The organism is Klebsiella sp. H-Nf2, from assembly GCF_002806645.1.
Classification (GTDB): Bacteria; Pseudomonadota; Gammaproteobacteria; order Enterobacterales; family Enterobacteriaceae; genus Klebsiella; species Klebsiella variicola.
This window is the reverse complement of the sequence record NZ_PIBL01000003.1, coordinates 309779-336466: the sequence shown is the minus strand read 5'-3', so window position 1 is coordinate 336466 and position 26688 is coordinate 309779. Positions and strand designations below refer to the sequence as shown.

The following is a 26688-nucleotide window of genomic DNA, read 5'->3' as shown; positions in this document are numbered from 1 at the left end:
GCTCCCGAGTTTTGTCAGTCACCCTGGTCGCGTGTCGCCACCGAGAAAAGCGAATTACGCTTTTTTCGCTGCTTCTGCTGCTTTAACGATCACCGCGAAAGCGTCAGCTTTCAGGGAGGCGCCGCCAACCAGCGCGCCGTCGATGTCCGGCTGGGTGAACAGCTCTGCTGCGTTGCCAGCGTTAACGGAACCGCCGTACTGGATGATCACTTGCTCAGCGATTTTCGCATCAGCTTTAGCAATGTGGTCACGGATGAATTTGTGCACCGCCTGAGCCTGAGCCGGGGTCGCGGATTTGCCGGTACCGATAGCCCATACGGGTTCGTAAGCGATAACCACGCCTTCGAAAGCGGCAGCGCCCTGCGTTTTCAGCACGGCGTCGATCTGACGTGCGCAAACTTCTTCGGTTTTGCCCGCTTCGTTTTCCGCTTCGGTTTCACCGATGCACAGTACCGGAGTCAGACCCTGCTCTTTCAGCACAGCGAATTTCTTCGCGATCAGCTCGTCGGATTCTTTGTGGTAGGTACGGCGCTCGGAGTGGCCGATGATGATGTACTGTGCGCCGATATCTTTCAGCATTTCAGCGGAGGTTTCGCCGGTGAAAGCGCCAGACAGGTTCACGTCAACGTTCTGCGCGCCCAGGTGAATGTGGCTGCCTTCTGCCGCACGTTTAGCCAGGTCCAGATACATTTCCGGCGGGGCGATGGCAACTGCACAGCCGCTTACGCCAGCCAGCTCGGTACGCAGGTTCGCAACCAGTTCGTTTACCATGTGGCGGCTGCCGTTCAGTTTCCAGTTACCCATCACTAAAGGATGTCGCATTTTAATTCTCCACGCTACTTAAGCGAATTAAGGAATATAGCCGCCCCAGAGGGCAGCATGGTCTGTGAAACAGTATAGAGACTCGTCACTGGAAAGGCTTTGCTTTTTGTCATTTATTGTTACCTTCCAGCGTTTCAGATAACGCCAGCTTAATCGGTTCAATAGCGAAGGTCAGACCCTTTTCGCCATGATCTGCCACCACATAGCGAACGGCGCCTTCGGTATCGGCGAAATAGCGTTTGCCCTTGCCGGCAGTCAGCAGTTTTTGCAGCTTTTGCTGGCTTTGCGCTGGGCTAAGGGTGGGCACGAAGGCGCGGATCATGGCGCTCATATACTCCAGCGCTTTGGCCTTCGCCGCTTTTTGCTCCGGCCCCTGGATCGGCAGCCAGGTGATCTGCATGGATTTGATCTTCAGCGTGCCGCGCTCCAGCGCGGTCGAGGCATAAAGATTTTCGTTAATTTTGCTGGCGGCGCGGGTCAGGTTAGCCTGATCCCGGCTGGTGGTGATGGAACGGAATTCGTTCAGGGGCAGCTTCGGGTTATCGGCGTTAAATTTTTCCCGGAACTGGCTGATCGACAGGTCAAAACTCGGTGCGCCAGAGAGCAGATAGGGTGCCGCGGTCGCCGATTCGCTTTCTGCGGACAACGCGTGCGGGCTGACGGTCAGGCCCATCAGCCCACTTAAACACAAGATTGTCCACTTCTTCATGCCCGTCGTTCCTTTTTTTGCCTGCTGACGATTAAATCGGGAAGCGCGGCGCTTGTCAAAAAGTCACGACGCCAGGGTAAACTACGCAGACGATGATGATAAGGAAAAACGCATGACCCTACAGCAGTGGTTATTCTCAATTAAAGGGCGCATTGGCCGCCGCGATTTCTGGATCTGGATTGCCATCTGGCTGGTGACCATGAGCGCCCTGTTTACCCTGGCAGGCAGCAATCTGCTCAACCTGCAGACGGCAGCGTTTATTATCGTCTGCCTGCTGTGGCCGACGGCGGCGGTGGTGGTGAAACGGCTGCACGATCGCGGCAAATCCGGGCTGTGGGCGCTGCTGATGATTCTGGCGTGGATGCTGCTGGCGGGGAACTGGGCAATGCTGCCGCAGGTCTGGCAGTGGGGCGTTGGGCGCTTTGTGCCGACGCTGATTATCGTCATGCTGCTGATCGACCTGGGGGCGTTTGTCGGCACCCAGGGCGAGAATAAGTTCGGCAAAGAGACCCAGGACGTACGCTGGAAAGCGGACGCCTGATTACCAGTAGTGCTCTGCCGTCATATGGCCCGGCCGGCGACGCAGATGTTTGGTCATCTGCCGGGTCTCTTTTAACAGCTGTTGGGTATCGCGCACCATTTGCGGGTTGCCGCACAGCATTATATGGCTGGTGTCGGTGTTCATCGCCAGCCCGACCGCCTCTTCCAGCGCGCCGGTTTCAATCAGGAACGGTACCCGGCCGGTCAGCGAGCCTTCCACAGTTTCACGGCTGACCACGGTCTGGATGCGTAGTTTACCGGCATAGCGCTGCTCAAGCTCGCGCATCAGCGGCAGATAGCTCAGGTCCGCGGCGTAGCGGACGGCGTGGACCAGCACCAGGTTGTTAAAGCGTTCAAGATCTTTGCCTTCCTGCAAAATTGACAGGTATGGCCCGAGGGCAGTGCCGGTCGCCAGCATCCACAGCGTATCGCAATCCGGTACTTCCTCGAGGACGAAGAAACCTGCCGCTTCACTCACCACCAGGACTTCATCGCCCGGCTTCAGCGCCGCCAGACGCGGGCTCAGCTTGCCTTCCGGGACGGTGACCAGGTAGAACTCGAGATCGGGATTGCCGGGGGCATTGACGTAGGAGTAGGCGCGCTGCACGCGTTCTCCGTCGATTTCCAGCCCGAGCTTGGTAAATTGCCCGGCGGTAAACGGATGAACAGGCGCCCGCACGTACAAACTGAACAAGGCATCCGTCCAGTACTCCACTTTTGTCACTTTGCCGCTAACCCAGTCCGCCATCGTCTTCTCCTGTTGCCAAGCGATGCCTTATCTTCGGTCCAGACGAGCAAGATTTCCACCCCGAAGGCACAAGAAAGCTCTATTGATCAAATATAAACGAAGAACAGGGCAACCGCCTGCGGACGGTTGCCTGGAGGAGAAAAAGCGGTATTACAGGATGTGCTGCTGGATGTCCGGATCTTTACGGTCGAGGTAATGAATCGACTGAATACGGCGGATAGTGCGCGACTTGCCGCGGATCAGCAGCGTCTCGGTGGTGGCCATGTTGCCCTTGCGGGTGATGCCGTCCAGCAGATCGCCTTTGGTGATCCCGGTGGCGGAGAAGACGACGTTATCGCTGCGCGCCATTTCATCCAGACGTAGCACTTTGCCCGCTTCAATGCCCATGGTTTTGCAGCGCGCCAGCTCGTTTTCACCGATGCGGCGGTTTTCTTCGTTGTCGCCCTTCACGTGGTGGCGAGCCAGCAGACGCCCCTGCATATCACCGTCCAGGGCGCGGATCACCGCGGCGGAAACCACCCCTTCCGGCGCACCGCCGATGCCGTACAGCACGTCGACTTCGCTATCTGGCATGCAGGTGAGAATAGAGGCCGCGACGTCGCCATCGGGAATCGCGAATACGCGTACTCCCAACTGCTGCAGCTGGGCAATGACCGCGTCATGGCGCGGTTTTGCCAGCACGGTGACGGTCAGCTCGCCCAACGGCTTGTTCAGGGCGCGGGCGATATTGTGCAGGTTCTCTTCCAGCGGCAGATTGAGGTCGATAGCGCCTTTAGCGCCCGGGCCGACGATCAGCTTTTCCATGTACATATCCGGCGCGTTGAGGAAGCAGCCCTTATCGCCGACTGCCATCACCGCCAGGGCGTTGGCCTGACCCATCGCCGTCATGCGGGTGCCTTCGATGGGATCGACGGCGATATCTACCGCATCGCCCTTGCCGGTACCCACTTTTTCGCCGATATAGAGCATCGGCGCTTCATCGATTTCGCCCTCGCCGATGACGATGGTGCCGTCGATATTGACGAGGTTAAGCATAATGCGCATGGCGTTAACCGCTGCGCCGTCGGCGGTATTCTTATCGCCGCGGCCCAGCCATTTATAGCCCGCCAGCGCGGCGGCTTCGGTGACACGCGAAAATTCGATGGCCAGTTCTCGTTTCATAATCCACTCGTTGTGTAGAAAAATTGCCCGTAGCGCGGCAAAAGCGCGCACTACGCGTTGGAATAGCGTTCGGTTTCTGGCATCCAGCGCTCGATAAGCGCCTGGGCCTGCAGCGGATAGCGTTCATGAATATGGCGAGCAATGCGCTGAACGTCGGGGATCATCGCCTGATCGCGCAGCAAGTCCGCTACTTTAAACTCGGCGTTGCCGGTCTGGCGGGTGCCGAGCAGCTCGCCGGGACCGCGGATTTCGAGGTCTTTCTGGGCGATGACGAAACCGTCGTTGCTGTCGCGCAGGACCTGCAGGCGTTTCTGCGCCGTTTTGGAGAGCGGCGATTTATAGAGTAGCACGCAGTGGGAAGCGACCGCGCCGCGCCCGACGCGCCCTCTGAGCTGGTGCAGCTGCGCCAGACCCAGACGTTCCGGGTTTTCGATAATCATCAGGCTTGAGTTAGGCACGTCAACGCCGACTTCAATCACCGTGGTGGCCACCAGCAGGTGCATCTCGCCCTGTTTGAAGGCCTGCATCACGGCCTGTTTCTCCGCCGGTTTCATCCGCCCGTGGACGAGGCCGATATTCAGTTCCGGCAGCGCCAGTTTGAGCTCTTCCCAGGTCGCTTCCGCCGCCTGGGCTTCCAGCAGATCGGACTCTTCAATCAGCGTACAGACCCAATAGGCCTGGCGGCCTTCGTGGGTGCAGGCGTTGCGTACGCGGTCGATAATATCGCTGCGCCGGGTGTCCGGAATGGCGACGGTGGTCACCGGGGTTCGGCCTGGCGGCAGCTCGTCGATAACTGAGGTATCGAGATCGGCATAGGCGGTCATCGCCAGGGTGCGCGGGATTGGCGTCGCGGTCATGATCAGCTGATGCGGGTGGAACCCCTGCTGCTGACCTTTTTCCCACAGTGCCAGCCGCTGATGCACGCCGAAGCGGTGCTGTTCGTCGATAATCACCAGCGCCAGGCCGTTAAACTGCACTTGCTCCTGGAAGATGGCGTGAGTGCCGACAATCATCTGCACTTCGCCGCTGGCGATAGCGTCCTGCTGTGCCTGACGGGCTTTGCCTTTCTGCTTGCCCGCCAGCCAGCCGACTTCTATGCCCAGCGGCTCAAACCAGCTGCGGAAGTTATTGGCATGCTGCTCGGCGAGCAGTTCGGTGGGCGCCATCAGCGCCACCTGTTTGCCGTGGGCAATAGCGCGCACGGCGGCCAGCGCGGCGACCAGCGTTTTGCCGGAGCCAACGTCGCCTTGCACCAGGCGCATCATCGGCACGTCCAGCGCCATATCGCGCTCTATCTCGGCGGTGACTCGCGCCTGCGCGCCGGTGGGTTTAAAGGGCAGGGAAGCCAGCAGCTGGTTTTTCAGGGTATCGTTGGCGCCGAGCGGCAGGGCGTGATAGCGCTGGGCGCCTGCCCGCAGCGCCAGCATGCTGAGGTTATGCGCCAGCAGCTCTTCCAGAATCAGACGCTGCTGCGCCGGGTGCTTGCCGCTTTCCAGCTCGCTAAGTTGCAGGGAGGGCGGCGGACGGTGCAGTGTGCGCAGCGCCTCCGGCAGGCTCATCATCCCCTGCGCCAGCTCTGGTGGCAGGAGTTCGCTAATCGCGCAGGTTTCCAGTAGCTCAAGCGCCTGATCGGTGAGCTTGCGCAGGGTCGCCTGCTTGATGCCTTCGGTGGTCGGATAGACCGGAGTTAACGTTTCCTGCAGCTCCGGGGTGCTCATATCGCCCTGGACGCGGTATTCCGGGTGGATCATCTCGGCGCCGTACTTCCCGCGTTTGGCTTCACCGTAGGCCAGCACCCGACGACCAGTCGCGAGGCTGTTTTTCATCGCCGCGTTGAAGTTGAAAAAGCGCATGGTGAGGATGCCGGTGCCGTCGCTGATCTGGCAGGTCATCATCCGCCGGCCGCCGAAGGTGATATTGCTGTTGAGCACTTCACCTTCTACGGTGGCATAAACCCCGGGAAGCAACTCGGCTATCGGGTAAAGATGGGTGCGATCTTCGTAACGCAGTGGCAGGTGCAGCAGCAGGTCCTGAACCGTATGCAGGCCTATTTTCGCCAGTTTGCTGCTCTGTGCAGCGCCCACACCGGTGAGTGAACTGAGCGGAACGGCATCGAGCAGGCGGGCTGACATCGGATTTACCTCGTTGCCTGCATGGTAGCCCACCACGCGGCATCGGCTTCCACTTCGCCCTGCTCGTTGACGTGGGGGTAAGGCAGACCTTTTTGCCTGGCAACGCGGGCCAGCACCGGATAACCGCCTTCGAACAGCAGTCGCTGCTGCTCTTCCGGTGGCAGCATGCTGTTAGCGCGTTGGTACATCCCGGCGTTTTGCCGCTGGCGCTGCGCCTCGTAGAGGATCAACGCCGAGGCAACGGAGACGTTCAGCGACTGCACCATGCCGATCATTGGGATAATGATGTCCTGGTCTGCCAGCGCCAGCGCTTCCTGAGTGATGCCGGTTTTCTCCTGACCCATCAGGATGCAGGTTGGGCGCGTATAGTCGATTTCACGAAAATCGATGGCTTTGTCGGAAAGGTGGGTCGCGAGGATTTGCATGCCCTGGCCTTTCAGGTGGCCGACGGCATCTGCGATGGTGCGGTGGGTTTTCACCTGCACCCAGCTGTTGCTGCCGGCGGCGGCGGAGGCCATGGTACGCATCCGGCTGCTTGGCCAGACGGCATGCACTTCGTGTACGCCAACGGCATCTGCGGTCCGAATGACCGCAGAGACGTTATGAGGCTTATGGACCTGCTCCATACAGACCGTCAGGTCAGGCTGACGCCTGGCGAGCATCTCGCAGATACGCTCGTAGCGCTTTGAGTTCATAAAGCTAGTTTCGGTTACGGGTGACTTTAATCACGTCCGGCATGACGCGGATTTTGCGCATGATATTCGCCAGATGCACGCGGTCGCGCGCGGTCAGGCGGATAAAGGCGCTGTATACGCGGCCATCTTTCTCTTCCGTATTCAGGCTCTGGATATTGGAAGACGCGGTGTTGATCGCCGCCGTCAGGTTAGCCAGCGCGCCCTGGTGGTTAAACATGTCCACCTTGATTTCGGTGATGAACTCCTGAGCGGTCTCTTTATCCCACTCAACCGCCATAAATTTCTCCGGCTCTTTCTGATAGCCGCGAATGTTACGACAGGATTCATGGTGGATAACCAGCCCCTTACCCGGACTGACGTGGGCGATGATCGGGTCACCTGGAATCGGACGACAGCACTTGGCGAAGGTAATCAGCACGCCATCGGCGCCTTTGATCGGCAGATGTCCGTGGTTCGAGGCGTTAGCCGGTACCGGTGCGGCAGAGGTTTCGCCCTGCTGCAGATTTTTGGCGACCACGACGCTCATGGCGTTGCCAAGACCGATTTCCGCCAGCAGATCGTCAAGCGAGGCCAGCTTCATGCGGTCAAGTTCGCGCTGGATATTTTCCGGCGGGATCTCGGCGAGTTTGCGGCTACCACCCAGCGCGTGATTGAGCAGACGACGGCCAAGGCTGACCGAATCGTCGCGCTTAAGGTTTTTCAGCAGCTGACGGATCTTGGCGCGCGCTTTCGAGCTGACGACAAAGTTCAGCCAGGCGGCATTCGGGCGTGCGCCCGGCGCGGTGATAATTTCGACAGTCTGGCCGCTGGAGAGCGGCTGCGACAGCGGATAAGGCTGGCGGTCGACGCGTGCGCCAACGCAGGCATGGCCGATATCAGTATGCACCGCGTAGGCGAAGTCCACCGGCGTGGCACCAGCGGGCAGTTCGACAATGCGACCTTCCGGGGTGAAAACGTAAATCTCATCCGGGAACAGATCGGATTTTACGCTCTCGATAAATTCAAACGAGCTACCGGCGCTCTGCTGCAGCTCCAGCAGGCTTTGCATCCAGCGCTGAGCGCGGATTTGCGCGGTGGTGCTGCTTTCGCCGCCGTGCTCTTTATAAGCCCAGTGCGCCGCAACCCCCATCTCCGCCATCTGGTCCATGTCTTCGGTACGAATTTGTACCTCGACCGGGACACCGTGGGGGCCGATCATCGAGGTGTGCAAAGACTGATAGCCGTTCGCTTTCGGAATGGCAATGTAGTCTTTGAAACGACCTGGACGCGGTTTGTAGAGGCTGTGCATCTGGCCGAGCACGCGGTAGCAGACATCAGCATCATGGACGATGACGCGGAAGGCGTAGATATCCATGATCGAGTGAAAACGCTGCTCTTTGAGCACCATTTTGCAGTAGATGGAGTACAGATGCTTTTCGCGACCGCTGACGCGGCAGGGGATGCCCGCTTCCTGCAACCGTCCTTCGATTTCGGAGAGGATCTTTTGGATCATCTCTTTACGGTTGCCGCGCGCCGCTTTGACCACCTCTTTAATGACGCGGTAGCGGTTAGGGTACAGCGCTTCAAAGCCCAGCTCTTCGAGCTCGGTCTTGATGTGATGGATACCTAAACGGTGCGCCAGCGGGCTGTAAATTTCCAGCGTTTCGCGGGCGATGCGGCGGCGTTTATCCGGGCGTAACGAGCCCAGAGTACGCATGTTGTGGGTGCGGTCGGCAAGCTTGATGAGGATGACGCGGATGTCCTGCACCATCGCCATGATCATTTTGCGAAAGTTTTCGGCCTGCGCCTCTTTCTTATCGCGGAACTTGAGCTTATCAAGTTTCGACACCCCCTCTACCAGTTCGGCGACGCTTTTACCAAAAAGCTGTTCCATGTCCTGGTAGGTGGCGGGAGTATCTTCAATCACATCATGCAGCAGCGCGGCCATCAGCGTTTCATAGTCGAGCTTCATCTCGGCCAGAATGCAGGCTACCGCGACCGGGTGCGTGATATAGGGTTCACCGCTTGAACGTGTCTGACCCTCGTGAGCGTCACGTGCAACGAGATACGCCTGCCGAAGGCGCTTGATTTGCTCTTCCGGCAGGTAGTTTTGAATCAGCTGATTCAGGCTTTCAAACAGATACAAGGGCGACCCGCTGTGTGATTAACGACGACCTTCAGCAATCGCGGTAACGGCTTGTAATTCAGCGGCTTCCTGCTCTTGCTGTTCCTGGCGCTCACGTACGTCGAGGATCTGGTTGTTGATCAGACCTTCTTCGATTTCGCGCAGTGCGATAACGGTGGTTTTATCGTTTTCTTCCGGTACCAGCGGATCCTTTCCGCCTACCTGCATCTGACGAGCGCGACGCGCGGCGACCAGTACCAGGTCAAAACGGTTACCAATTTTCTCTACAGCGTCCTGAACAGTTACGCGTGCCATACTTAAAATGCTCCACAGGTGAAGAAATGACTGGGCATGATACTGAATGTGGGTTCAGTCTGCCAATAGTTTGGTGATTAAAGCGCCATGTCGCTGCTTTTGGCGGCTCATGCGCAGACGTTCAGCGCGGATGATATTTTTCAGGTCGCTCAGGGCGGTGTCAAAATCATCGTTCACAATCAGGTAATCATATTCCGCGTAATGGCTCATTTCCGCAACGGCCTGGGCCATCCGTTTCGCGATCACCTCTTCGCTGTCCTGGCCGCGGCCGCGCAGGCGACGGTCCAGTTCATCTTTTGACGGCGGCAGAATAAAAATGCTGCGTGCGCCGGGCATGCTTTTACGGATCTGCTGCGCACCTTGCCAGTCGATATCGAGGAAGACATCGACGCCGGTCGCCAGCACCTGCTCGATCGCTTTACGCGACGTGCCGTAATAGTTGCCAAAGACCTCTGCATGTTCCAGAAACGCGTTTTCGCCAATCATCGAGCGGAATTCGTCGTGATTCACGAAGAAATAGTGTTCGCCGTGCACTTCACCCGGACGCGGCGCCCGCGTGGTATGGGAAACCGATACCTGGGTGTCATACAACGGTTGGGTTTTTAATAAAGCCTGAATCAGGCTGGATTTACCCGCGCCGCTAGGGGCGGAAACAATATAAAGCGTGCCTTGAGCCATGAGTGTCTTTTGTATGTGGTTATCGAAAGAGGTCCTACATACGAGCCTATTATACACGTCGCCGCGGCGTGACGCAGTCATTGTCACACTTTTTGCCGCTGTTTCTTTCATTTTGCCTGCCGTTTTCCTGAATTCGCCAGCCGTTGCTGCAATGAGGCGTAAATCCTGGAAGGCGCTTCGCAAGGCGAAAAAGTACCCGTCGCGGCTCGCGGTGTTCTACAGCAGACTCTCCGCCAGGTGATGAAGGAGGGACTGCAATGCGTAAAGGAGGGTGGTGGCTGGCGCTAGGGATGTTCTCTGCCAGCGCGCTGGCGACGTGTCCGGACTGGCCGCCGGCCAGAGGAAGGCAGGAGATTTCACGCCTTCATCAGCAAATTGTCGCCTGGAAAGAGGCCTACTGGCGACAAGGCTCCAGTGAGGTAAGCGATGACGTTTATGACCAGCTCACTCTGCGGCTGGCGCAGTGGCGGCAATGTTTTCCGGACGAGACGCCTGAGGATGACGATCTGCCTCCGCCGACGGGCGATACGCGTCATCCGGTGGCGCATACCGGCGTGCGCAAACTGGCCGATGGCGCCAGCGTTGCCCGCTGGATGAAAAATAAAAGCGACCTGTGGGTACAACCTAAAGTGGACGGTGTGGCGGTGACCCTGGTCTATCGCCAGGGGAGTTTGGTTCAGGCCATTAGCCGCGGCGATGGTCTGCGCGGTGAGGCATGGACCGCCCGAGCGCGGCAGATCCCGGCGCTGGTAAAAGTGACGACCGGAGAACTGGCCAACAGCGTGCTGCAGGGGGAGCTGTTTCTGCGCCGGGACGACCATGTTCAGCAGCAGGCTGGGGGGATGAACGCGCGGGCGAAAGTCGCCGGGTTGATGATGCGAGCCGACGCGGCGGCTGCGCTCAGTCAACTGGACGTTTTTATCTGGGCCTGGCCAGACGGCCCGTCGGATATGCGCCGTCGACAGCAGCTGCTGACGCAGGCGGGGTTTAAGTACAGCAGGCAATATACCCACCCGGTGACACGCGTCGAACAGGTGGCGCAATGGCGTCAGCGTTGGTATCGCTCGCCGCTTCCCTTCGTAAGTGATGGTGTGATTGTACGTGAAGGTCGTGAGCCTCCTGGGCGTGACTGGTCGCCCGGAAAGGGAGAGTGGCTGGCGGCCTGGAAGTATCCTCCGGCCTCGCAGGTGATGGAGGTACGGGCGATCCATTTCAGCACCGGCCGCAGCGGCAGGCTCAACGTCGTGGTCCAGCTTGAGCCCCAGCGGCTGGATGATAAACGCGTGCAGCGGGTTAACGTTGGCTCTGTGGCCCGCTGGCAGATGCTGGATATTGGGGTTGGCGATCAGCTGCAGATCAGTCTGGCAGGGCAGGGTATTCCTCGGATCGACGCCGTCGTCTGGCGGACGGCCGAGCGCCATAAACCGACGCCGCCGCCGGCGAAATTCAATGCGCTAAGCTGCTATTTCGCCACCCCTGAGTGCAGCGAGCAGTTTCTTTCCCGGCTGATCTGGCTGTCATCAAAGTCCGCGCTGGATATCGATGGCGTGGGGGAAAATTTATGGCGCGCCATTCAGCAGCAAAACCCGATGACGCATATTTTTTCCTGGCTGGCGCTTACGGTGGAGCAGCTGCAGGCGGTGCCAGGGATCTCCGCCGCCCGCGGGCAGCACCTCTGGCATCAATTTGATCTCGTTCGCAAACGGCCTTTTATCCGCTGGGTGCTGGCGATGGGACTCCCGGTGCCTCAGGGGGCGCTGGCGCAGCTTGAAAGCGAGAACTGGCATCTGCTGGCGGCAAAAAGTGAAGCGCAATGGCGCACGCTGCCAGGCGTGGGGGAGATCAGAGCCCGCCAGATGGTGGCCTTCCTGCACCATCCGGATGTGGTGGCGCTGGCGCAATGGCTTAGCGGGCAGCGCATCTCCGGGTTTTGAGGCGGTTAGTGGCTATCATGGGTGTAGTGGAAGACCGGTAGCCCCAGTTTCCAGCGCAGCGCCAGCATGCGGGCGGTAAAGCCGAACAGCAGCGTAGCCAGCACCACCACATCGTGGCTGCTGACGTAATGTTGCAGGGCAATATAGAGTACGGCTGCGGCAAACGAGATCCCGGCATACAGCTCTTTCTGGAAGACCAGCGGAATGCGTTTGCAGAACATATCGCGCAGTACGCCGCCAAAAACGCCGGTGATGACCGCGGCGATAGAGGCGATGATCGGACCTTCGCCCATATCCAGGGCGATCTGCGCGCCGATGATGGAAAACACGATCAGTCCCAGGGCGTCCAGCACCAGAAACAGCCGACGAAGGTGCGGCATCACCGGAGCGGCAATGGTGGTAAGGACGGCGGCGACAGCGACAATAATGACATATTCCGGATGTTTCACCCAGCCGAGAGGATAATGTCCCAGCAGGATATCGCGAACGGAACCCCCGCCCAGCGCGGTCGCGGTGGCGATAATAATGACGCCAAACGTATCCATTCGCCGGCGCCCGGCAGCCAGCGCGCCGGTCATGGCTTCAGCGGTAATACCGATTAAATACAGAACATGAAGCAGCATAGATCCCCCCAGGTAATGGCGGGCAGGTTAACGATTTGTGCGCAGGATCACGATTGAGATTTTCTAAAGCGAATCATTTACGCCAGGAAAAATTAATGACAACACTGCCTGTGATGGCTTTATTTAAAGGTTTGTTGATTTTTTATCAATTTTTATTAATTAGAAAAAGTAATGATAAATGGAAAGATAGGCATCTATATTGAAAACACTATGAATACCTAATGTTTAAGTCTCGACCTTTATTCTTTTATTTTTCTTCTTCAAGGCCTGAGAAATGAGTGTAGCCGCCGGGAATAAAAATTATCTGACTCGCCTGATAGCCGTGGTATTAACCGGGATTCTGGCTGGCCTGTCCGGCATGGTGCTGGCGCTGATTTTACATGCGATACAGCACCTGGCTTTTGGCTACAGTGCCGGGCGGATCGTCGGCTCGGTGTCATTTTTACAGGGCGTCACGGAGTCGTCCTGGCCACGTCGCATCGCGGCAATTGTGGCTGGCGGCGTCGTCGCCGGATTTGGCTGGTGGCTGCTTGGTCGCTATGGGCAGAAGCGGGTTTCCATTGCGGCGGCGGTGGCCAACCCTTCCGCACCCATGCCTGCGGGCACCACAACGATCCATGCCCTGCTGCAGATCGTCACCGTGGCGCTGGGTTCCCCGCTTGGCCGCGAAGTGGCACCCCGGGAAATGGGCGCGCTGGGAGCCGGGATGGTGGCGCGTAAGCTGGGCCTGCTGGAAGATGAAACCCGGACACTGATTGCCTGTGGGGCGGGCGCGGGTCTGGCGGCGGTGTATAACGTCCCGCTGGCAGGGGCGTTGTTCAGCCTTGAGGTCATGCTGCTGTCGTTTAGCTGGGAAAAAACGCTGGCGGCGATGGTCACCTCGGCGATTGCCGCCTGGACGGCCACCCTGGGGTTAGGGGATGAATCGCAATACCATTTTGTTTCCAGCGCACTCCCGTACACCTTTCTCTGGTGGGCGATTCTGGCGGGCCCGATTCTTGGCACCGGCGCCTGGCTTTTTCGCAAAGCGACCAGCGCGGCGCGTTCACGCGTCCGAAGTCACTGGCAGATGCCGGTGTTCTGTCTGCTGGGTTTTTCCCTTCTTGCCATCCTGAGCCTTTATTTCCCCGAGCTTCCGGGCAATGGCAAGGGACCAATGCAGCTGGCGCTCAGCGACGGGCTGCCTCTTTATACCGTCGCTATCCTGTTAGTGTTGAAGATGGTGGTGATCCTGGCGGTGCTGCGCGGCGGCGCGGAAGGCGGATTGCTAACCCCGGGGCTGGCGGTAGGCGGAATGGTTAGTCTGCTGCTCTGCGCACTCTGGCAGCTCGGCTTCCCTGGCGGAGATAAAAGCAGCTTCGCCCTGGTGGGGGCGGCCGCGTTTCTCGCCGCCTCAATGCAGATGCCGCTCACGGCTGTGGCGCTGGTGATGGAGTTCACCCACATGGATCACAGCTATCTGGCCCCGATGCTGCTGTGCGCGGCAGGGGCGTTTTTAACCTGCAGGATCCTGGATAAAAAATATTTCTTCTGAAATAAATGAAAAAAGGCCGGAAAACCGGCCTTTATTAGTGTGTCTGAGCTTACTCGATATTCTGGATTTGCTCGCGCATTTGCTCGATCAGTACCTTCAGCTCAATCGCGGAGTTGGTGACCTCGGCGTTAATCGATTTTGACGCCAGGGTGTTCGACTCACGGTTGAACTCCTGCATCATAAAGTCGAGACGGCGACCCACAGCCTCTTTCTTTTTCAGAATGTTGTAGGTCTCTTTAACGTGCGCTTCGAGGCGGTCCAGCTCTTCGGCAACGTCGATACGCTGCGCCATCAGCACCAGCTCTTGCTCAAGACGGTTATTTTCCAGCTGCACTTCCGCGTCTTCCAGTTTGGCAACCAGACGCTCGCGCTGCCACTGAAGAATTTCCGGCATATGAGCGCGAACTTTGGTCACTTCGCCGCTCACGCCTTCAAGCCGCTGCTCGATAAGCGCTTTCAGGGCCTGGCCTTCCGTTTCGCGGGCGACGATGAAGTCGTCCAGCGCGCCGTCCAGGGCTGACAGAATATCGGCTGCGATGGCGTCGAGATCCTGCTCTTTGGCAGCCATCACGCCCGGCCAGCGCAGGATATCAACCGGATTGATTTCCCCTTCATCGCTCTGCATTTTCACCCAGTTGGCAGCGTTGACCAGCTGCTTCGCCAGGTTTTCGTTGAGGATGAGTTCACCCTGCGCGCTGGGATCTTGTTCAAAACGCAGGGTGCATTCGACTTTACCGCGAGTCAGGCGGGCGCGAATGCGCTCGCGTACCACGGGCTCCAGACTACGGAACTGCTCCGGCAGGCGGAAGTACGTTTCCAGATAGCGCTGGTTTACCGAGCGCAGCTCCCATGCGGCGCTACCCCAGTCACCCTTGATTTCACGGCGGGCATAGGCGGTCATACTGCGGATCATAGACGTTCCTGTTTTCGTAATAATGAATGCAAGGATTATAGCTATGCGGGCGGTGACTTAACAGGAATAGTGATGAAATACCTGGATGGCGATTGTTTTGAGGGGCATAACCGCAATGTATTTCATACAATTACTAAGTTAAGTGAACGGTATGCTTCTGTTGTAGGTAAAAATAAGACGTTTTGTATTAGCAACTTTACGTCAATTATGTTGTTAAGTTTTATGTGGTTAATTATTTAGGTTTTTTGAATAAATAGTTTTTGCGAGCTGCGCTGACAGCGGTGGCATATTACGTTTTTCTGTAGTTAATGGTTTTGTATTATTTGGTATGAGCATCAAACCCAGGTGGTATTATACGGGTTAGTTTCCTGCCATAAAATCTTCTCAGAGTGATGATTTTGTTCCAAATATAACTACGCGAAATACTATGGTGCATTACCTGTAAGCACTATGTATGTTTTTTTTGAATTTGTTACGGCAAATATATTAACCCTGGCATTGTTTGCATTGTCGCTATGAATATTATCACTTCAACTATATCCATTAATTTTGTATTAGTGGTTTTTCATTTTGGACGGTATTGTCCGATAGAAAGATCACGAGTATAGTCGTTTTAGATTAGTTCTATAAAAAGGATTTTAATATGAACGCTATCTTTGACAGAGTCATTAGAGAGTTTTTCCCGGATACCAATATTCCACATTGGAAAAAATGGCTTTTCAGCGCCGCATTTGACAATAAGGTATTATCTCGTTTAATAAACGACGAACGGTTAATTAATAAAAATGGCGTGGACTGGGTTAGTTCTGTCATTGAGTTTTTTAAAGTACGTTGTGAAACGGAAACCGCTGGCTTTAATAATATACCCCGACACGGTGCTACGGTTGTTATTTCAAATCATCCGACGGTGATGGATGGCCTTGCTTTAATACATACTGTTTCTCAGGTCAGAAAAGATATAAAAATAGTGGCTAACCACATTTTGCCAATGATATTCCCACAGGTAGCAGAACTTACCATTGGTATTGAGAATATGGCTGGTAAAATGAGCCATAAGAAATTCAGGGAAATGAACGATCACCTGAAGAACGGTGGTGTGTTGATTATTTGTCCTGCGGGTAAGCTGGCTAGCTGGTCTCTTTCAGGTTTACAGGAACATCAATGGAATCCCGGTTTTTTACAACTGGCGATGAGAAACAACGCGGCGCTGGTGCCTGTTCATATTACGGGATCAAACAGCAAAACTTATTATTTAGCTGCGACGGTTTGGCGGCAACTGTCAAATATAATGATTGTTCGTGAAGCGCTACGCCATCGTGGTAAGACTATGAAAATCAAAGTAGGGCAGCAAATATCTTTATCTTCGTTTGATCGATTTAATAAAGATCTGTCTGCCGCGTCAAGTGTATGCTTGATGCATCTCCAGAGCATCGGAGAGAATGGCCCGGCGCTTGTAGATACGATTTCGCCACAAGAATTAACAGGCAGTCGAGAGAGTTTAATAAATGCAATAGAAGAGTGTGAAGTATTAAGACAATTTGATGATGGTAGAAACCTATTGATATATCGCTGCAATACTCACGGAGCCTCACCCATTATCGATGAGTTAGGGCGCTTACGCGAACGCTGTTATCGCGATATTGGCGCAGGATCTGGTAAAGACAGAGATAACGATATTTTTGATGAAACCTATTACCATGTCATTTTATGGGATCCATCTGATGAAGAAATACTGGGCGCCTATCGTCTAATACACGTTGGTGAGCAGTTAGCGCAACATGGAATAACAGGCCTCTACAGCAACAGCCTGTTTAAATACCATAATAATGCCTATTCCTGTTTAAGTCAGTGTATGGAAATCGGTCGTGGCTTTATCCAGAAGCCTTATCAAAAAAGTAATGTGCTTGATTATTTATGGCGGGGGATATTTGATTTTATAAAAAGATATCCAGACTATAAATATTTGTTAGGTGTGTTGACTATTCCCGGCTCTTTTCCTGAAGAGGTGCAGAAACTCATTGTGAGTTTTTATAATATGTACTTTTCCAGCTCGGTTAACTTTTGTACGCCAATACAGTTATTCACTGCAGAAGATGCGCAACGTGATAGTCCTTTTTCTGGAAAAGATTTTAGAGACGACTGGTGTGCGCTTAACCGTCTGCTGAGAGAAAAAGGCTATGAACTGCCATGGCCTTTTAAACAGAGCGCTAAATGGTTTTCTCCGGGTGGATCATCGATTCTTGCATTCACAAAAGATGATGCTTTTAACTCGATAGCTGGGTTAAACCTGAGTGCTCTCGATAAATTGAATGAAATATACTTTAAGCATTATTTAAAGGATTAAACTGAGGATGCCGTTAGGGTTTGGAATGAGAATAATTCAATCCAGACATCAGTAATGAAAAACTCTATGCGTACGGATGCGTTTTAATGCAAAAGCCAGTAAACATAATTATTGTTGTGATAGCGATGCTAATGATAACTGGGTGTGATAACAAACCGGAGAACAGGTTATCTGGTTATTCACATGGCGAATTTGTCTACCTTTCTTATTCTTCCACTGCAAAAATTGAACAGCTATTAATTAAGAAGGGAGATAATGTCACACCTGGACAAGAGTTAGTGAAGATTGAGTCCTTTGATGCGCAAAATATTTTCCTGCGAGCTGAGGAAAAACTTTCAGCAGAGAGCGCATTATTGCGAAATTTAGAGTCGGGAGAACGGCCTGAAGAACTGGATATTATACGTGCCCAGATTAAAAAAGCACGATCGGCGGAATCCCAGGTAAAGCGTCAGCTTGAGCGGTATCGTAATCTTTACGCCAGTCATGCCATATCGCTAGCGGAATGGGAGGATATCAGGGATGAGTTAACGCAAAAAGGCGCGCAGGTAGAAGAGTTAATTAATCAACTCAAAGCGCGGCAACTGCCTGCCCGTCAGGATGAGATTAGCAAACAGCTCTCGATGGTGGCCGCGGCAAAACTCGAACGTGACAAGGCGCTTTGGGATGTCCAGCAAACGACGATTGTTTCTCCGGTCAATGCTAAAGTCTTCGATATTATTTATCGCGCTGGGGAACGGCCCACTGCCGGCAGACCAATAATTAGTCTGTTACCTCCTGAGAATATAAAAGTACGCTTTTTTATACCCGAGTCGATGCTTGGTAAATTTAAAATCGGAACTAAGGTAAAACTGATATGCGATGGTTGCGCTGAGCCCATTGCTGGCGTGATTAATTACATCAGTCCTGAAGCAGAATTTACGCCTCCGGTTATTTATAGTACGAAGCGCCGGGAGAAACTCATTTTTATGGCTGAGGCTATCCCTGCTCTGAAGCAGGCCGGCCTGATGAAAATCGGCCAGCCGTTTGATGTGGAGATTATTGGTAATGAATAACCTTTGTATTGATGTAACAAATCTCAATAAGCATTTTGGTGAACATCATGTCGTAAAGGATTTCTCTCTACAGGTGGCAAAAGGCGAAATTTATGGTTTTCTCGGCCCAAACGGTAGCGGCAAGACGACATCGATTCGGATGATGTGTGGTTTGATTACGCCGGATTCAGGTGAAGGCTCTTGTCTGGGCATGGACATCTTTACGCAGCGGGAAAAAATAAAAAAAAAGATAGGTTATATGACCCAGTATTTCTCAATGTGGGGAAATTTAACCATCCGGGAAAACTTACTTTTTATCGCGCGGTTGTATAGCCTCGATCAGCGTAAGACCCGGGTTGAACGCGCGCTTTCAGAGTTAGGTCTCACAACCCGACAGCACCAGCTGGCTAAGGAACTTTCTGGCGGCTGGAAGCAAAGAATGGCCCTTGCCGCCTGCATGTTGCATGAACCTGTTTTGCTGTTTCTGGACGAACCAACCGCTGGCGTGGATCCAAAAGCGCGGCGCGAGTTCTGGCAAATGCTGCACCAGCTATCGGACAGAGGTATTTCGATACTGGTGAGCACGCATTATATGGATGAGGCCGAGCGTTGCCATAAGGTTGCCTATCTGTCTTATGGCCGCCTGTTGGCAAATGGCACTATTGCGTCGATTATCGCGTCCCAGAATCTGATCACCATGCGAACGAGCGGCGCCGGTCTGACGATGCTTGAAAACCAGCTACAGCGCTTGCCGGATATTGAGCAAACGGTCATTTTTGGCAATCAGCTTTATATTACTTCCAGAGATGAAACGAAGTTAAAGTCCACGCTTTTTGCATTTACACAGCAGGGCTATGAGTTCTGCCAGGTGGATACCAATCTGGAAGATGCATTTACCTATTTGATGAAAAACGATTGTGAAAAAAATTAATTTAAGCTTCTCCTTTACTCGCTGGATCGGTGTGGTTATTAAGGAAATCCATGAATTACGTCGTGATAAAGTCAGCATCAGTATGGTGCTCCTGACACCTATTTTTCAGCTGATCATTCTTGGCTATGCCATCAATATGGATCCTCATAATCTTCCTACCGCTTTATTAAATTATGATACCGAACGCATGAGTCAGATTTTTGTGACGGAAGCGCAAAATACAGGGTATTTTTCGATGATTCCTGTCGATTCAGAAGAAGCAGCTCAGAAAGCGTTTGTTCGAGGAGATGTCACTTTTATCGTGACGATTCCTGAGGGATTCACGCGCAAGATGTTGCGTGGAGAAAAGCCTCAGCTGTTAATTCAGGGGGATGCCATCGATCCGATAACCACGGGGAATGCGCTCAGCGCCCTTGTGCAGGTTGCGAAATCGATGTTTCAACACGATTTGCCGGGCGACATGCGTGTAGAGCAAAAAGAGGATGATTTTGAGCTTATTATCCATCGCATGTTTAACCCGGAGGGGATAACCCAGTTTAATACTATTCCAGGTATTATGGGGTCGATACTCAGTACAACCTTGATCCTGATGACCGCCCTGTCTATTACCCGTGAGCGAGAAAACGGGGCGTTAGAAAATTTACTGGTCTCTCCGTTGTCCGGACTTGAGGTCATCATTGGGAAAATAACACCTTTTGTTATCATTGGTTTGTTTCAGGCGACCTTGATTCTGATTGCCGCCGTTCTGTTGTTCGATATTCCCCTTCACGGTAGCGTTTTCCTGCTATTTTTTGTGTTGTTAATTTATGTCTTTCTTTGCCTGTCAATCGGTATTGGTATTTCTGGCATGGCACAAAACCAACTGCAGGCGCTGCAAATGTCGTCATTTTACTTTATTCCTTCCATTATGCTTTCCGGTTTTATTAGCCCCTTTATTAGTATGCCTGACTGGGCGAAAGCCATTGGCTCCTGTTTACCGCTAACCTATTTCATCCGACTGGTTAAGGGCATCATGTTGAAAGGATATTCTGCGATGGCATTATTACCCGATCTTTTGCCGTTGATCGGCCTGGCAGTGATTGTGATTGGCGTGGGGTTGAAATCTTATCGTAAAACGCTGGACTGACATTATGTGCGCGCCCGGCACGTGTTGGCATAGGCTTTTCGCCATGAAATTCGTATAATGCGCCCCACATTCGTTTCAAGCCGGAGATTTCTATCATGCGTCCAGCAGGTCGTAGCGCTAATCAGGTGCGTCCCGTCACCCTGACCCGTAATTACACAAAACACGCTGAAGGCTCCGTGCTGGTCGAATTCGGTGATACCAAAGTGCTGTGCACCGCTTCCATTGACGAAGGCGTTCCGCGTTTTCTGAAAGGGCAGGGGCAGGGTTGGATCACTGCCGAATATGGCATGCTGCCGCGCTCAACGCACACGCGTAACGCGCGTGAAGCGGCAAAAGGCAAGCAGGGCGGCCGGACGATGGAAATTCAGCGTCTGATCGCTCGTGCGCTGCGCGCTGCGGTTGACCTGAAAGCGCTGGGCGAATTCACCATCACCCTCGACTGCGATGTGCTGCAGGCAGACGGCGGCACCCGGACCGCGTCTATTACCGGTGCCTGCGTGGCGCTGGCCGATGCGCTGAACAAGCTGGTGGCAGCCGGCAAGCTGAAAACCAACCCGATGAAGGGGATGGTGGCCGCGGTGTCCGTTGGTATCGTTAATGGCGAAGCCATTTGCGATCTGGAGTACATCGAAGATTCCGCCGCGGAAACCGACATGAACGTGGTGATGACCGAAGATGGCCGCATTATCGAGGTGCAGGGCACGGCAGAAGGCGAGCCGTTCACCCATGAAGAGCTCCTCACTCTCCTGGCGTTAGCCCGAGGGGGGATCGAATCCATTATCACGACGCAGAAGGCGGCGTTAGAAAATTAATGATTAAGGCGACTGAGAAGTCGCCTTTTTTTTGCGCTTCATCCTTCATTACACCTGCGAAGGATGAACGCGTAGTCTGACAATGATGAAAGTACCAAAAGGAGCGAATCCATGAAGCCGTATCAGCGCCAGTTTATTGAGTTTGCGCTTAGCAAGCAGGTTCTTAAGTTTGGCGAGTTCACGCTGAAATCCGGGCGCAAGAGTCCCTATTTCTTCAACGCCGGCCTGTTTAACACCGGGCGCGATCTGGCACTGCTGGGGCGTTTTTATGCCGAGGCGCTGGTGGATTCCGGGATTGAGTTCGACCTGCTGTTTGGCCCGGCCTATAAAGGTATTCCGATCGCCACTACCACCGCGGTGGCGTTAGCCGAGCATCATGACCGCGATCTGCCCTACTGCTTTAACCGCAAAGAGGCAAAAACCCACGGTGAAGGTGGCAATCTGGTTGGTAGCCCGCTGCAGGGGCGTGTGATGCTGGTGGATGACGTGATCACCGCCGGTACGGCGATCCGCGAATCCATGGAGATTATCCAGGCCCAGGGCGCGCAGCTGGCGGGTGTACTGATCTCCCTGGATCGTCAGGAGCGCGGCCGCGGCGAGATCTCCGCCATTCAGGAAGTGGAGCGGGATTACGGCTGCCAGGTGATCTCAATCATCACCCTGAAAGAGCTGATCGCTTATCTGGAAGAGAAACCAGAGATGGCGGAATATCTGGCGTCAGTTCGCGCCTATCGTGAAGCCTACGGCATCTAAGACATACGCCCGGTAAGCGTCACGCTACCGGGCATCTCAGCAGCAGATTACTGCAGCTGTGCGGCGACCAGCGGCCAGCGGGCCTCGAAGTCATCCGTCGGACGATATTTGAACTCGCTGCGCACAAAGCGCGACAGCATGCCCTCGCAGAAGGCCAGCAGCTGGCTGGCCAGCAGGGTTTCGTCGAGGGTGTAGCCTTCGCCTTCACGCATTTTTTTCTCGCGCATCACCTGACGCAGCTGTACTTCGATGCGTTCAAAAAGCTGGTTGATGCGGCCCTGTAGCCGGTCCTGTTCGAACATCAGCGCGTGCCCGGTGAGGATACGCGTCAGCCCAGGATTACGCTCGCCAAAACCAAGAATCAACAGAACGATCAGGCGCAGGCGCGCGGTCGTGTCCTTTTCATCTTTCAAAATCAAATTGATGCGCGTAATCAGACTGTCTTCAATGAACTCGATCAGACTGTCAAACATGCGGGTTTTGCTGGGAAAATGGCGATACAGCGCGGCTTCAGAGACGCCGACGGAAGCCGCCAGTTTCGCGGTGGTAATACGTTGACTACCATCGCTGGATTCCAGCATCAGCGCCAGAGATTGAAGTATTTCTTCGCGACGATTCCGTTTCGCAGTTTGCTTTTCTGCCATGTTTTAAAATACCCCTGAAAATAAGCACTTGTCAGGCAGACATCCACAACGCGACCGCAAACCTGAGTTTGCGGTGATGTTATTGCATTATGCGCGTTGGGATGCAGGTTCCGTGTTGCTGGGCTTATTTACGCCCTGAGTGACCGAAGCCGCCTTCGCCGCGGTCGGTGGCGTCAAACTCTTCCACCAGGTTAAATTCCGCCTGCACGACCGGCACAAAGACCATCTGTGCGATACGTTCGCCCGGCTCGATGATGAAGCTCTGCTGACCGCGGTTCCAGACGGACACCATCAGTTGCCCCTGGTAATCGGAGTCGATGAGCCCCACCAGGTTGCCCAGCACCACGCCATGCTTATGACCCAGGCCGGAGCGCGGCAGGATCACCGCCGCCAGAGAGGGATCGGCGATATGAATCGCAAGGCCCGTCGGCAACAGCGTGGTTGCACCCGGCGCCAGCTCTACGGCGTCGTCGAGACAGGCTCGCAGGTCAAGTCCGGCGGAGCCGGAGGTGGCATAGGTCGGCAGCGGAAATTGCTGCCCGACACGCGGGTCCAGAATCTTAACGTCGATTTTTTTCATCATAACGGGTCACGATCTCGTCGAGTAATAATTGGCCCAGGAGTTCCTTGCGCTCAAGTGGTAAGCGCTTTTCCCCATCCTGCCAGAAAAGGTGTAATGCGTTGCTATCGCTATTAAAGCCCTGATTAGGCTGAGAAACATCGTTGGCGCAAATCAGGTCGAGGTTTTTGCGGGCACGTTTTTGCCGCGCATATTCTTCCACATTATTCGTTTCGGCGGCAAACCCAACGACGTAAGGGCGATGCGCTTTTAGCGCCGCAACCCCAGCGACAATATCGGGGTTTTTAATCATTTTTATTGTTAATTCATCACCTTGTTTTTTAATTTTATCTTCGGCGATGGCGGCAGCGCGGTAATCCGCCACCGCGGCGCAGCCAATAAAAATATGCTGCTGTTGGGCGCTGGCCTGGACGGCCGCTTCCATTTCCAGTGCGGTAGTGACATCAATGCGCTGCACAAACGGCGGTGTCGGTAGCGATACCGGGCCGCTGACGAGAGTGACCTTCGCACCACGCTGCGCGGCAGCGGCGGCAATCGCGAAGCCCATCTTGCCTGAGCTGTGGTTGCTGATGTAACGCACCGGATCCAACGGCTCACGGGTCGGGCCCGCGGTAATCATGAGGTTGAGATGTTGCAAATCTTTGACAGGGGAGGCGAAATGCTGCGCGGCCATCTCCACGATGGTTAACGGATCGAGCATTCTCCCCGGGCCGACGTCGCCGCAGGCCTGGCTGCCGCTGTCCGGTCCCCACAGCAGCAGGCCGCGGGAAGCGAGCGTCTGCAGATTGTGCTGGGTGGCCTGCGCGCGATACATCTGCTGGTTCATGGCGGGCACCACGGCAACCGGGGAAGGGGTGGCGAGGCAGATCGTCGACACCAGATCGTTGGCCATGCCGGCCGCCACGCGGGCAATTAAATCGGCGGTTGCCGGGGCGAGGATCACCAGGTCGGCCCATTTTCCGAGCTCAATATGGCCCATGGCCGCTTCCGCCGCCGGATCGAGCAGGCTGTCGGAAACCGGATAGCCGGATACCGCCTGCAGGCTGAGTGGGGTGATGAATGCTTTTGCCGCCTCCGTCATTGCGACGCGCACCTCCGCGCCGCGTTCACGCAGTCGGCGCACCAGTTCCGGGGTTTTATACGCCGCGATACCGCCGCTGACGCCCAGGACGATTTTTTTACCCGCCAGAGTCATCATGATGTATTCCTGTTGCCGTAGACCAGAATCCGCGCATCTTATCACAATCCTGTCGCCGTCGTGCCTCTGGTGGGCATTCACTTTGCGAGCGGCTACGCAGGGTGAAAAGCCGCGGGTCGGCAGCGCCGTCAGGCTGTGCCAGGATAGCCTGATTAACGCAGGAGGGCGCATGGACGGAACGGAAAATCTGATGCCACGGGAGAAGATGCTGCAATACGGCATCGAAGCGCTAACGGATGTTGAGCTGCTGGCGCTGTTTCTGCGTGTCGGCACGCGTCGTCAGGATGTGCTCAGCTATGCGCAGGCGTTACTGCAGCGTTTTGGCTCGCTCTACGCTCTGCTTTCCGCGGATAAAGCGCAACTGATAGCCGTGGATGGACTGGGGCTGGCGAAATATGCGCAACTGAAGGGCATTGCCGAGCTGGCGCGACGCTATTTTAGCTCGCAGCTGGTCGAGGAGGCTGCGCTAGTCAGCCCCTCGATGACGCGGGAATTTTTACAAAGCCAGCTCACGGAAGAGGAGCGCGAGATCTTTATGGTGATCTTTTTAGATAATCAGAACCGCGTGTTGAAACATAGTCGCCTTTTTTCTGGTACTCTTAGCCACGTTGAGGTGCATCCGCGAGAAATTGTACGCGAAGCCATCAAAGTGAACGCTGCCGCCGTGATCCTTGCGCATAATCATCCCTCCGGTAGTCCGGAGCCGAGCCAGGCTGACAGGCTGATTACCGAAAGGGTGGTAAAATGTTGTCGATTCATGGAGATACGCGTGCTTGACCATCTGGTTATCGGCCGCGGTGCGTATGTATCTTTTGCCGAGCGTGGCTGGATTTAGCCCCGAACTGGCGATCCTTCGGGATCTTTGTCTGTTCGGGACTTGAGCACATCGCCGAGTCAGCGTATACTACGCCACCTTTGAGAATCTCGGGTTTGGCATTTGGGCCTGGCAGTCGAGAGTTCACATTGAACTGCGATGACCAGGCTGTAAAGCCTGACGAGGCGCCAATACCCCATACGAAGCTCGAGCTAATTTGATTTTTGGAGAATAGACATGTCCCGAGTCTGCCAAGTTACTGGCAAGCGTCCGGTGACCGGTAACAACCGTTCCCACGCACTGAACGCGACTAAACGCCGTTTCCTGCCGAACCTGCACTCTCACCGTTTCTGGGTTGAGAGCGAGAAGCGTTTTGTCACCCTGCGCGTATCTGCTAAAGGTATGCGTGTAATCGATAAGAAAGGCATCGATACAGTTCTGTCTGAACTGCGTGCCCGTGGCGAAAAGTACTAAGTACTTAGAGGAAATAAATCATGGCTAAAGGTATTCGTGAGAAAATCAAGCTGGTTTCTTCCGCTGGTACTGGTCACTTCTACACCACCACGAAGAACAAGCGTACCAAACCGGAAAAAATGGAACTGAAAAAGTACGATCCGGTTGTACGTCAGCACGTTATCTACAAAGAAGCTAAAATCAAATAATTTTCGCTTTCTTGTAATGAAAACCCCGCCCCGGCGGGGTTTTTTATTGCCATTATTCAGGCAAAACACCTTCAAAACTTATCATATATCCCTCTTTTAATTATTAACTCAAAATCAATTAACTTAATGAATATAAAGGTTTTTCTTGTCTTGCTTGTATAGTCTGTCTATTCTTCCGGTACAGAAAACCAGCGACAGGGATTGTTATGGCCTCTTTTATTCCAGATGTTTCATTTATCGATAACAGCGAACAGCGTACACCGTTAATTTTGGTCCTCGATTGTTCAGGCAGCATGCAGGGCCAGCCCATCGCCCAACTGAATCAGGGGCTACAGCTGCTGGAGGAAGAGCTTAAGCAGGATGTCATCGCCGCTAAGCGCGTTCGCCTGCTGGTGATTAAATACGGCGGCTATGATGAATGCGAGCTGTATGGCGACTGGTGTGATGCGATGGACTTCATCGCCCCCGAGCTTGAGGCCAGTGGCCTGACGCCCACCGGGCAGGCTGTTAGCCTGGCGCTGGGCGAAATTGAAGCGGAAAAACAGCGCCTGAAAGCGGCTGGCGTCCCCTATACCCGACCATGGCTGTTTTTAATGTCGGATGGCGAGCCCACCGACAACTGGCAGGCGGCAGCGCAGGCGTGCCGTGATGCGCAGGCGGCAAATAAAGTCGCTGTGTTTCCGATTAGCGTAGGACACGAAGCAACTGAGTCGATGGGGCAGTTCAGTCGTAGCGGCATTAACGGCGTGAAGCAGCTGAAGGGATTGCAGTTCCGCGAGCTGTTCCTCTGGCTCAGCGCCAGTATGCAGGTGGTGTCGCAGTCGACACCGGGCGGTAAAGCACAGCTACCGCCGACGGATAGCTGGTCCGAAATTTCGGTCTGAT

The 26688-nt window shown here is 54.6% G+C and carries 27 protein-coding genes; 13 read left to right on the top strand and 14 right to left on the bottom strand.

Annotated elements, in window-relative coordinates:
- Positions 1–54: 54 nt before the first annotated feature.
- Both tpiA and CWM58_RS11960 read right to left on the bottom strand, forming a co-directional pair.
- A complete protein-coding gene (tpiA, locus tag CWM58_RS11965; protein ID WP_002922909.1) occupies positions 55–822 on the bottom strand; it encodes a triose-phosphate isomerase in 768 nt (255 codons plus the stop codon).
- Between the two features lie 109 nt (positions 823–931).
- The gene (locus CWM58_RS11960) at positions 932–1531 is read right to left on the bottom strand and encodes a YiiQ family protein (RefSeq protein WP_100680984.1); all 600 of its coding nucleotides are present in this window, start codon (positions 1529–1531) and stop codon (positions 932–934) included.
- A gap of 112 nt (positions 1532–1643) precedes the next feature.
- Here CWM58_RS11960 and CWM58_RS11955 point away from each other — a divergent pair, with 112 nt between their 5' ends.
- Positions 1644–2072: a DUF805 domain-containing protein gene (locus CWM58_RS11955; RefSeq protein WP_061152937.1), complete on the top strand. Its 429-nt coding sequence runs from the start codon at positions 1644–1646 to the stop codon at positions 2070–2072.
- Here the strand turns inward: CWM58_RS11955 and fpr are convergent, their stop codons facing one another.
- The 7 genes from fpr to gmk all read right to left on the bottom strand — a co-directional run bounded on the left by fpr (position 2073) and on the right by gmk (position 9904).
- A complete protein-coding gene (fpr, locus tag CWM58_RS11950; RefSeq protein WP_100680983.1) occupies positions 2073–2819 on the bottom strand; it encodes a ferredoxin--NADP(+) reductase in 747 nt (248 codons plus the stop codon).
- A gap of 150 nt (positions 2820–2969) precedes the next feature.
- Positions 2970–3980, bottom strand: coding sequence for a class II fructose-bisphosphatase (glpX, locus tag CWM58_RS11945; protein ID WP_002922903.1), 1011 nt, complete (start codon positions 3978–3980; stop codon positions 2970–2972).
- Between the two features lie 50 nt (positions 3981–4030).
- A complete protein-coding gene (gene recG / locus CWM58_RS11940) occupies positions 4031–6112 on the bottom strand; it encodes an ATP-dependent DNA helicase RecG (RefSeq protein ID WP_100680982.1) in 2082 nt (693 codons plus the stop codon).
- A gap of 5 nt (positions 6113–6117) precedes the next feature.
- Positions 6118–6807, bottom strand: coding sequence for a tRNA (guanosine(18)-2'-O)-methyltransferase TrmH (gene trmH, locus CWM58_RS11935; protein WP_100680981.1), 690 nt, complete (start codon positions 6805–6807; stop codon positions 6118–6120).
- Positions 6808–6811: 4 nt separating this feature from the next.
- Complete coding sequence (spoT, locus tag CWM58_RS11930) at positions 6812–8932, bottom strand: bifunctional GTP diphosphokinase/guanosine-3',5'-bis pyrophosphate 3'-pyrophosphohydrolase (RefSeq protein WP_100680980.1); 2121 nt, start codon at positions 8930–8932, stop codon at positions 6812–6814.
- Between the two features lie 18 nt (positions 8933–8950).
- Positions 8951–9226, bottom strand: a complete 276-nt coding sequence (gene rpoZ, locus CWM58_RS11925) for a DNA-directed RNA polymerase subunit omega (protein ID WP_000135058.1) — start codon at positions 9224–9226, stop codon at positions 8951–8953.
- Positions 9227–9280: 54 nt separating this feature from the next.
- Entirely contained in the window at positions 9281–9904 is a 624-nt protein-coding gene (gmk, locus tag CWM58_RS11920) for a guanylate kinase (protein ID WP_002922664.1), read from the bottom strand.
- A gap of 257 nt (positions 9905–10161) precedes the next feature.
- On the opposite strand from gmk, the gene ligB reads away from it, so the two are divergent.
- Positions 10162–11838 carry an NAD-dependent DNA ligase LigB gene (gene ligB / locus CWM58_RS11915; protein WP_100680979.1) on the top strand — a complete coding sequence of 559 codons (1677 nt, stop codon included), beginning with the start codon at positions 10162–10164 and terminating at the stop codon, positions 11836–11838.
- Between the two features lie 5 nt (positions 11839–11843).
- Here the strand turns inward: ligB and CWM58_RS11910 are convergent, their stop codons facing one another.
- Positions 11844–12461 (bottom strand): trimeric intracellular cation channel family protein, encoded by a 618-nt coding sequence (locus CWM58_RS11910; protein ID WP_012540300.1) that lies wholly within the window; start codon positions 12459–12461, stop codon positions 11844–11846.
- Positions 12462–12735: 274 nt separating this feature from the next.
- On the opposite strand from CWM58_RS11910, the gene CWM58_RS11905 reads away from it, so the two are divergent.
- Positions 12736–13995: a chloride channel protein gene (locus tag CWM58_RS11905; protein WP_061152942.1), complete on the top strand. Its 1260-nt coding sequence runs from the start codon at positions 12736–12738 to the stop codon at positions 13993–13995.
- 49 nt (positions 13996–14044) lie between these two features.
- Here the strand turns inward: CWM58_RS11905 and CWM58_RS11900 are convergent, their stop codons facing one another.
- Positions 14045–14908: a YicC/YloC family endoribonuclease gene (locus tag CWM58_RS11900; RefSeq protein WP_061152943.1), complete on the bottom strand. Its 864-nt coding sequence runs from the start codon at positions 14906–14908 to the stop codon at positions 14045–14047.
- Positions 14909–15551: 643 nt separating this feature from the next.
- Between CWM58_RS11900 and CWM58_RS11895 the strand changes: the two genes are divergently transcribed.
- From CWM58_RS11895 to pyrE, 6 genes are all read left to right on the top strand, one after another.
- Positions 15552–17252, top strand: a complete 1701-nt coding sequence (locus CWM58_RS11895; protein ID WP_100680978.1) for a lysophospholipid acyltransferase family protein — start codon at positions 15552–15554, stop codon at positions 17250–17252.
- Between the two features lie 86 nt (positions 17253–17338).
- Positions 17339–18304 carry an HlyD family secretion protein gene (locus tag CWM58_RS11890; RefSeq protein ID WP_100680977.1) on the top strand — a complete coding sequence of 322 codons (966 nt, stop codon included), beginning with the start codon at positions 17339–17341 and terminating at the stop codon, positions 18302–18304.
- A complete protein-coding gene (locus CWM58_RS11885; protein WP_100680976.1) occupies positions 18297–19214 on the top strand; it encodes an ABC transporter ATP-binding protein in 918 nt (305 codons plus the stop codon). The genes CWM58_RS11890 and CWM58_RS11885 overlap by 8 nt, the downstream gene beginning before the upstream one ends.
- On the top strand, positions 19201–20340 hold the full coding sequence (locus CWM58_RS11880; RefSeq protein WP_061152947.1) for an ABC transporter permease: 1140 nt from the start codon (positions 19201–19203) through the stop codon (positions 20338–20340). The genes CWM58_RS11885 and CWM58_RS11880 overlap by 14 nt, the downstream gene beginning before the upstream one ends.
- Before the next feature lie 95 nt (positions 20341–20435).
- Positions 20436–21152, top strand: coding sequence for a ribonuclease PH (rph, locus tag CWM58_RS11875; protein WP_002922602.1), 717 nt, complete (start codon positions 20436–20438; stop codon positions 21150–21152).
- A gap of 111 nt (positions 21153–21263) precedes the next feature.
- The gene (gene pyrE / locus CWM58_RS11870) at positions 21264–21905 is read left to right on the top strand and encodes an orotate phosphoribosyltransferase (RefSeq protein ID WP_008806829.1); all 642 of its coding nucleotides are present in this window, start codon (positions 21264–21266) and stop codon (positions 21903–21905) included.
- 47 nt (positions 21906–21952) lie between these two features.
- On the opposite strand, the gene slmA is transcribed toward pyrE, so the two are convergent.
- From slmA to coaBC, 3 genes are all read right to left on the bottom strand, one after another.
- Positions 21953–22549, bottom strand: coding sequence for a nucleoid occlusion factor SlmA (gene slmA, locus CWM58_RS11865; RefSeq protein WP_008806831.1), 597 nt, complete (start codon positions 22547–22549; stop codon positions 21953–21955).
- A 124-nt stretch (positions 22550–22673) separates the two neighbouring features.
- Positions 22674–23132, bottom strand: coding sequence for a dUTP diphosphatase (gene dut, locus CWM58_RS11860; protein WP_012540306.1), 459 nt, complete (start codon positions 23130–23132; stop codon positions 22674–22676).
- Positions 23110–24324: a bifunctional phosphopantothenoylcysteine decarboxylase/phosphopantothenate--cysteine ligase CoaBC gene (gene coaBC / locus CWM58_RS11855; RefSeq protein WP_074387093.1), complete on the bottom strand. Its 1215-nt coding sequence runs from the start codon at positions 24322–24324 to the stop codon at positions 23110–23112. Before coaBC ends, dut begins: the two co-directional genes overlap by 23 nt.
- A gap of 172 nt (positions 24325–24496) precedes the next feature.
- Here coaBC and radC point away from each other — a divergent pair, with 172 nt between their 5' ends.
- From radC to CWM58_RS11835, 4 genes are all read left to right on the top strand, one after another.
- Positions 24497–25162 carry a RadC family protein gene (radC, locus tag CWM58_RS11850; RefSeq protein WP_061152949.1) on the top strand — a complete coding sequence of 222 codons (666 nt, stop codon included), beginning with the start codon at positions 24497–24499 and terminating at the stop codon, positions 25160–25162.
- Between the two features lie 216 nt (positions 25163–25378).
- On the top strand, positions 25379–25615 hold the full coding sequence (gene rpmB, locus CWM58_RS11845) for a 50S ribosomal protein L28 (RefSeq protein ID WP_002436699.1): 237 nt from the start codon (positions 25379–25381) through the stop codon (positions 25613–25615).
- Between the two features lie 20 nt (positions 25616–25635).
- Entirely contained in the window at positions 25636–25803 is a 168-nt protein-coding gene (rpmG, locus tag CWM58_RS11840) for a 50S ribosomal protein L33 (protein WP_002922510.1), read from the top strand.
- Between the two features lie 206 nt (positions 25804–26009).
- On the top strand, positions 26010–26687 hold the full coding sequence (locus CWM58_RS11835) for a vWA domain-containing protein (protein WP_061152950.1): 678 nt from the start codon (positions 26010–26012) through the stop codon (positions 26685–26687).
- Position 26688 lies beyond the last annotated feature (1 nt).

Bases quoted from the DNA above. Each gene is read 5' to 3' on its own strand.
- rpmB (WP_002436699.1), top strand. From the start codon at position 25,379: ATGTCCCGAGTCTGCCAAGTTACTGGCAAGCGTCCGGTGACCGGTAAC.
- radC (WP_061152949.1), top strand. From the start codon at position 24,497: ATGGACGGAACGGAAAATCTGATGCCACGGGAGAAGATGCTGCAATAC.
- tpiA (WP_002922909.1), bottom strand. From the start codon at position 822: ATGCGACATCCTTTAGTGATGGGTAACTGGAAACTGAACGGCAGCCGC.
- CWM58_RS11885 (WP_100680976.1), top strand. From the start codon at position 18,297: ATGAATAACCTTTGTATTGATGTAACAAATCTCAATAAGCATTTTGGT.
- CWM58_RS11905 (WP_061152942.1), top strand. From the start codon at position 12,736: ATGAGTGTAGCCGCCGGGAATAAAAATTATCTGACTCGCCTGATAGCC.
- CWM58_RS11960 (WP_100680984.1), bottom strand. From the start codon at position 1,531: ATGAAGAAGTGGACAATCTTGTGTTTAAGTGGGCTGATGGGCCTGACC.
- pyrE (WP_008806829.1), top strand. From the start codon at position 21,264: ATGAAGCCGTATCAGCGCCAGTTTATTGAGTTTGCGCTTAGCAAGCAG.
- gmk (WP_002922664.1), bottom strand. From the start codon at position 9,904: ATGGCTCAAGGCACGCTTTATATTGTTTCCGCCCCTAGCGGCGCGGGT.
- dut (WP_012540306.1), bottom strand. From the start codon at position 23,132: ATGATGAAAAAAATCGACGTTAAGATTCTGGACCCGCGTGTCGGGCAG.
- fpr (WP_100680983.1), bottom strand. From the start codon at position 2,819: ATGGCGGACTGGGTTAGCGGCAAAGTGACAAAAGTGGAGTACTGGACG.
- rpoZ (WP_000135058.1), bottom strand. From the start codon at position 9,226: ATGGCACGCGTAACTGTTCAGGACGCTGTAGAGAAAATTGGTAACCGT.
- ligB (WP_100680979.1), top strand. From the start codon at position 10,162: ATGCGTAAAGGAGGGTGGTGGCTGGCGCTAGGGATGTTCTCTGCCAGC.
- rpmG (WP_002922510.1), top strand. From the start codon at position 25,636: ATGGCTAAAGGTATTCGTGAGAAAATCAAGCTGGTTTCTTCCGCTGGT.
- recG (WP_100680982.1), bottom strand. From the start codon at position 6,112: ATGTCAGCCCGCCTGCTCGATGCCGTTCCGCTCAGTTCACTCACCGGT.
- coaBC (WP_074387093.1), bottom strand. From the start codon at position 24,324: ATGACTCTGGCGGGTAAAAAAATCGTCCTGGGCGTCAGCGGCGGTATC.
- CWM58_RS11835 (WP_061152950.1), top strand. From the start codon at position 26,010: ATGGCCTCTTTTATTCCAGATGTTTCATTTATCGATAACAGCGAACAG.
- CWM58_RS11895 (WP_100680978.1), top strand. From the start codon at position 15,552: ATGAACGCTATCTTTGACAGAGTCATTAGAGAGTTTTTCCCGGATACC.
- trmH (WP_100680981.1), bottom strand. From the start codon at position 6,807: ATGAACTCAAAGCGCTACGAGCGTATCTGCGAGATGCTCGCCAGGCGT.
- CWM58_RS11890 (WP_100680977.1), top strand. From the start codon at position 17,339: ATGCAAAAGCCAGTAAACATAATTATTGTTGTGATAGCGATGCTAATG.
- glpX (WP_002922903.1), bottom strand. From the start codon at position 3,980: ATGAAACGAGAACTGGCCATCGAATTTTCGCGTGTCACCGAAGCCGCC.
- slmA (WP_008806831.1), bottom strand. From the start codon at position 22,549: ATGGCAGAAAAGCAAACTGCGAAACGGAATCGTCGCGAAGAAATACTT.
- CWM58_RS11900 (WP_061152943.1), bottom strand. From the start codon at position 14,908: ATGATCCGCAGTATGACCGCCTATGCCCGCCGTGAAATCAAGGGTGAC.
- CWM58_RS11910 (WP_012540300.1), bottom strand. From the start codon at position 12,461: ATGCTGCTTCATGTTCTGTATTTAATCGGTATTACCGCTGAAGCCATG.
- CWM58_RS11955 (WP_061152937.1), top strand. From the start codon at position 1,644: ATGACCCTACAGCAGTGGTTATTCTCAATTAAAGGGCGCATTGGCCGC.
- rph (WP_002922602.1), top strand. From the start codon at position 20,436: ATGCGTCCAGCAGGTCGTAGCGCTAATCAGGTGCGTCCCGTCACCCTG.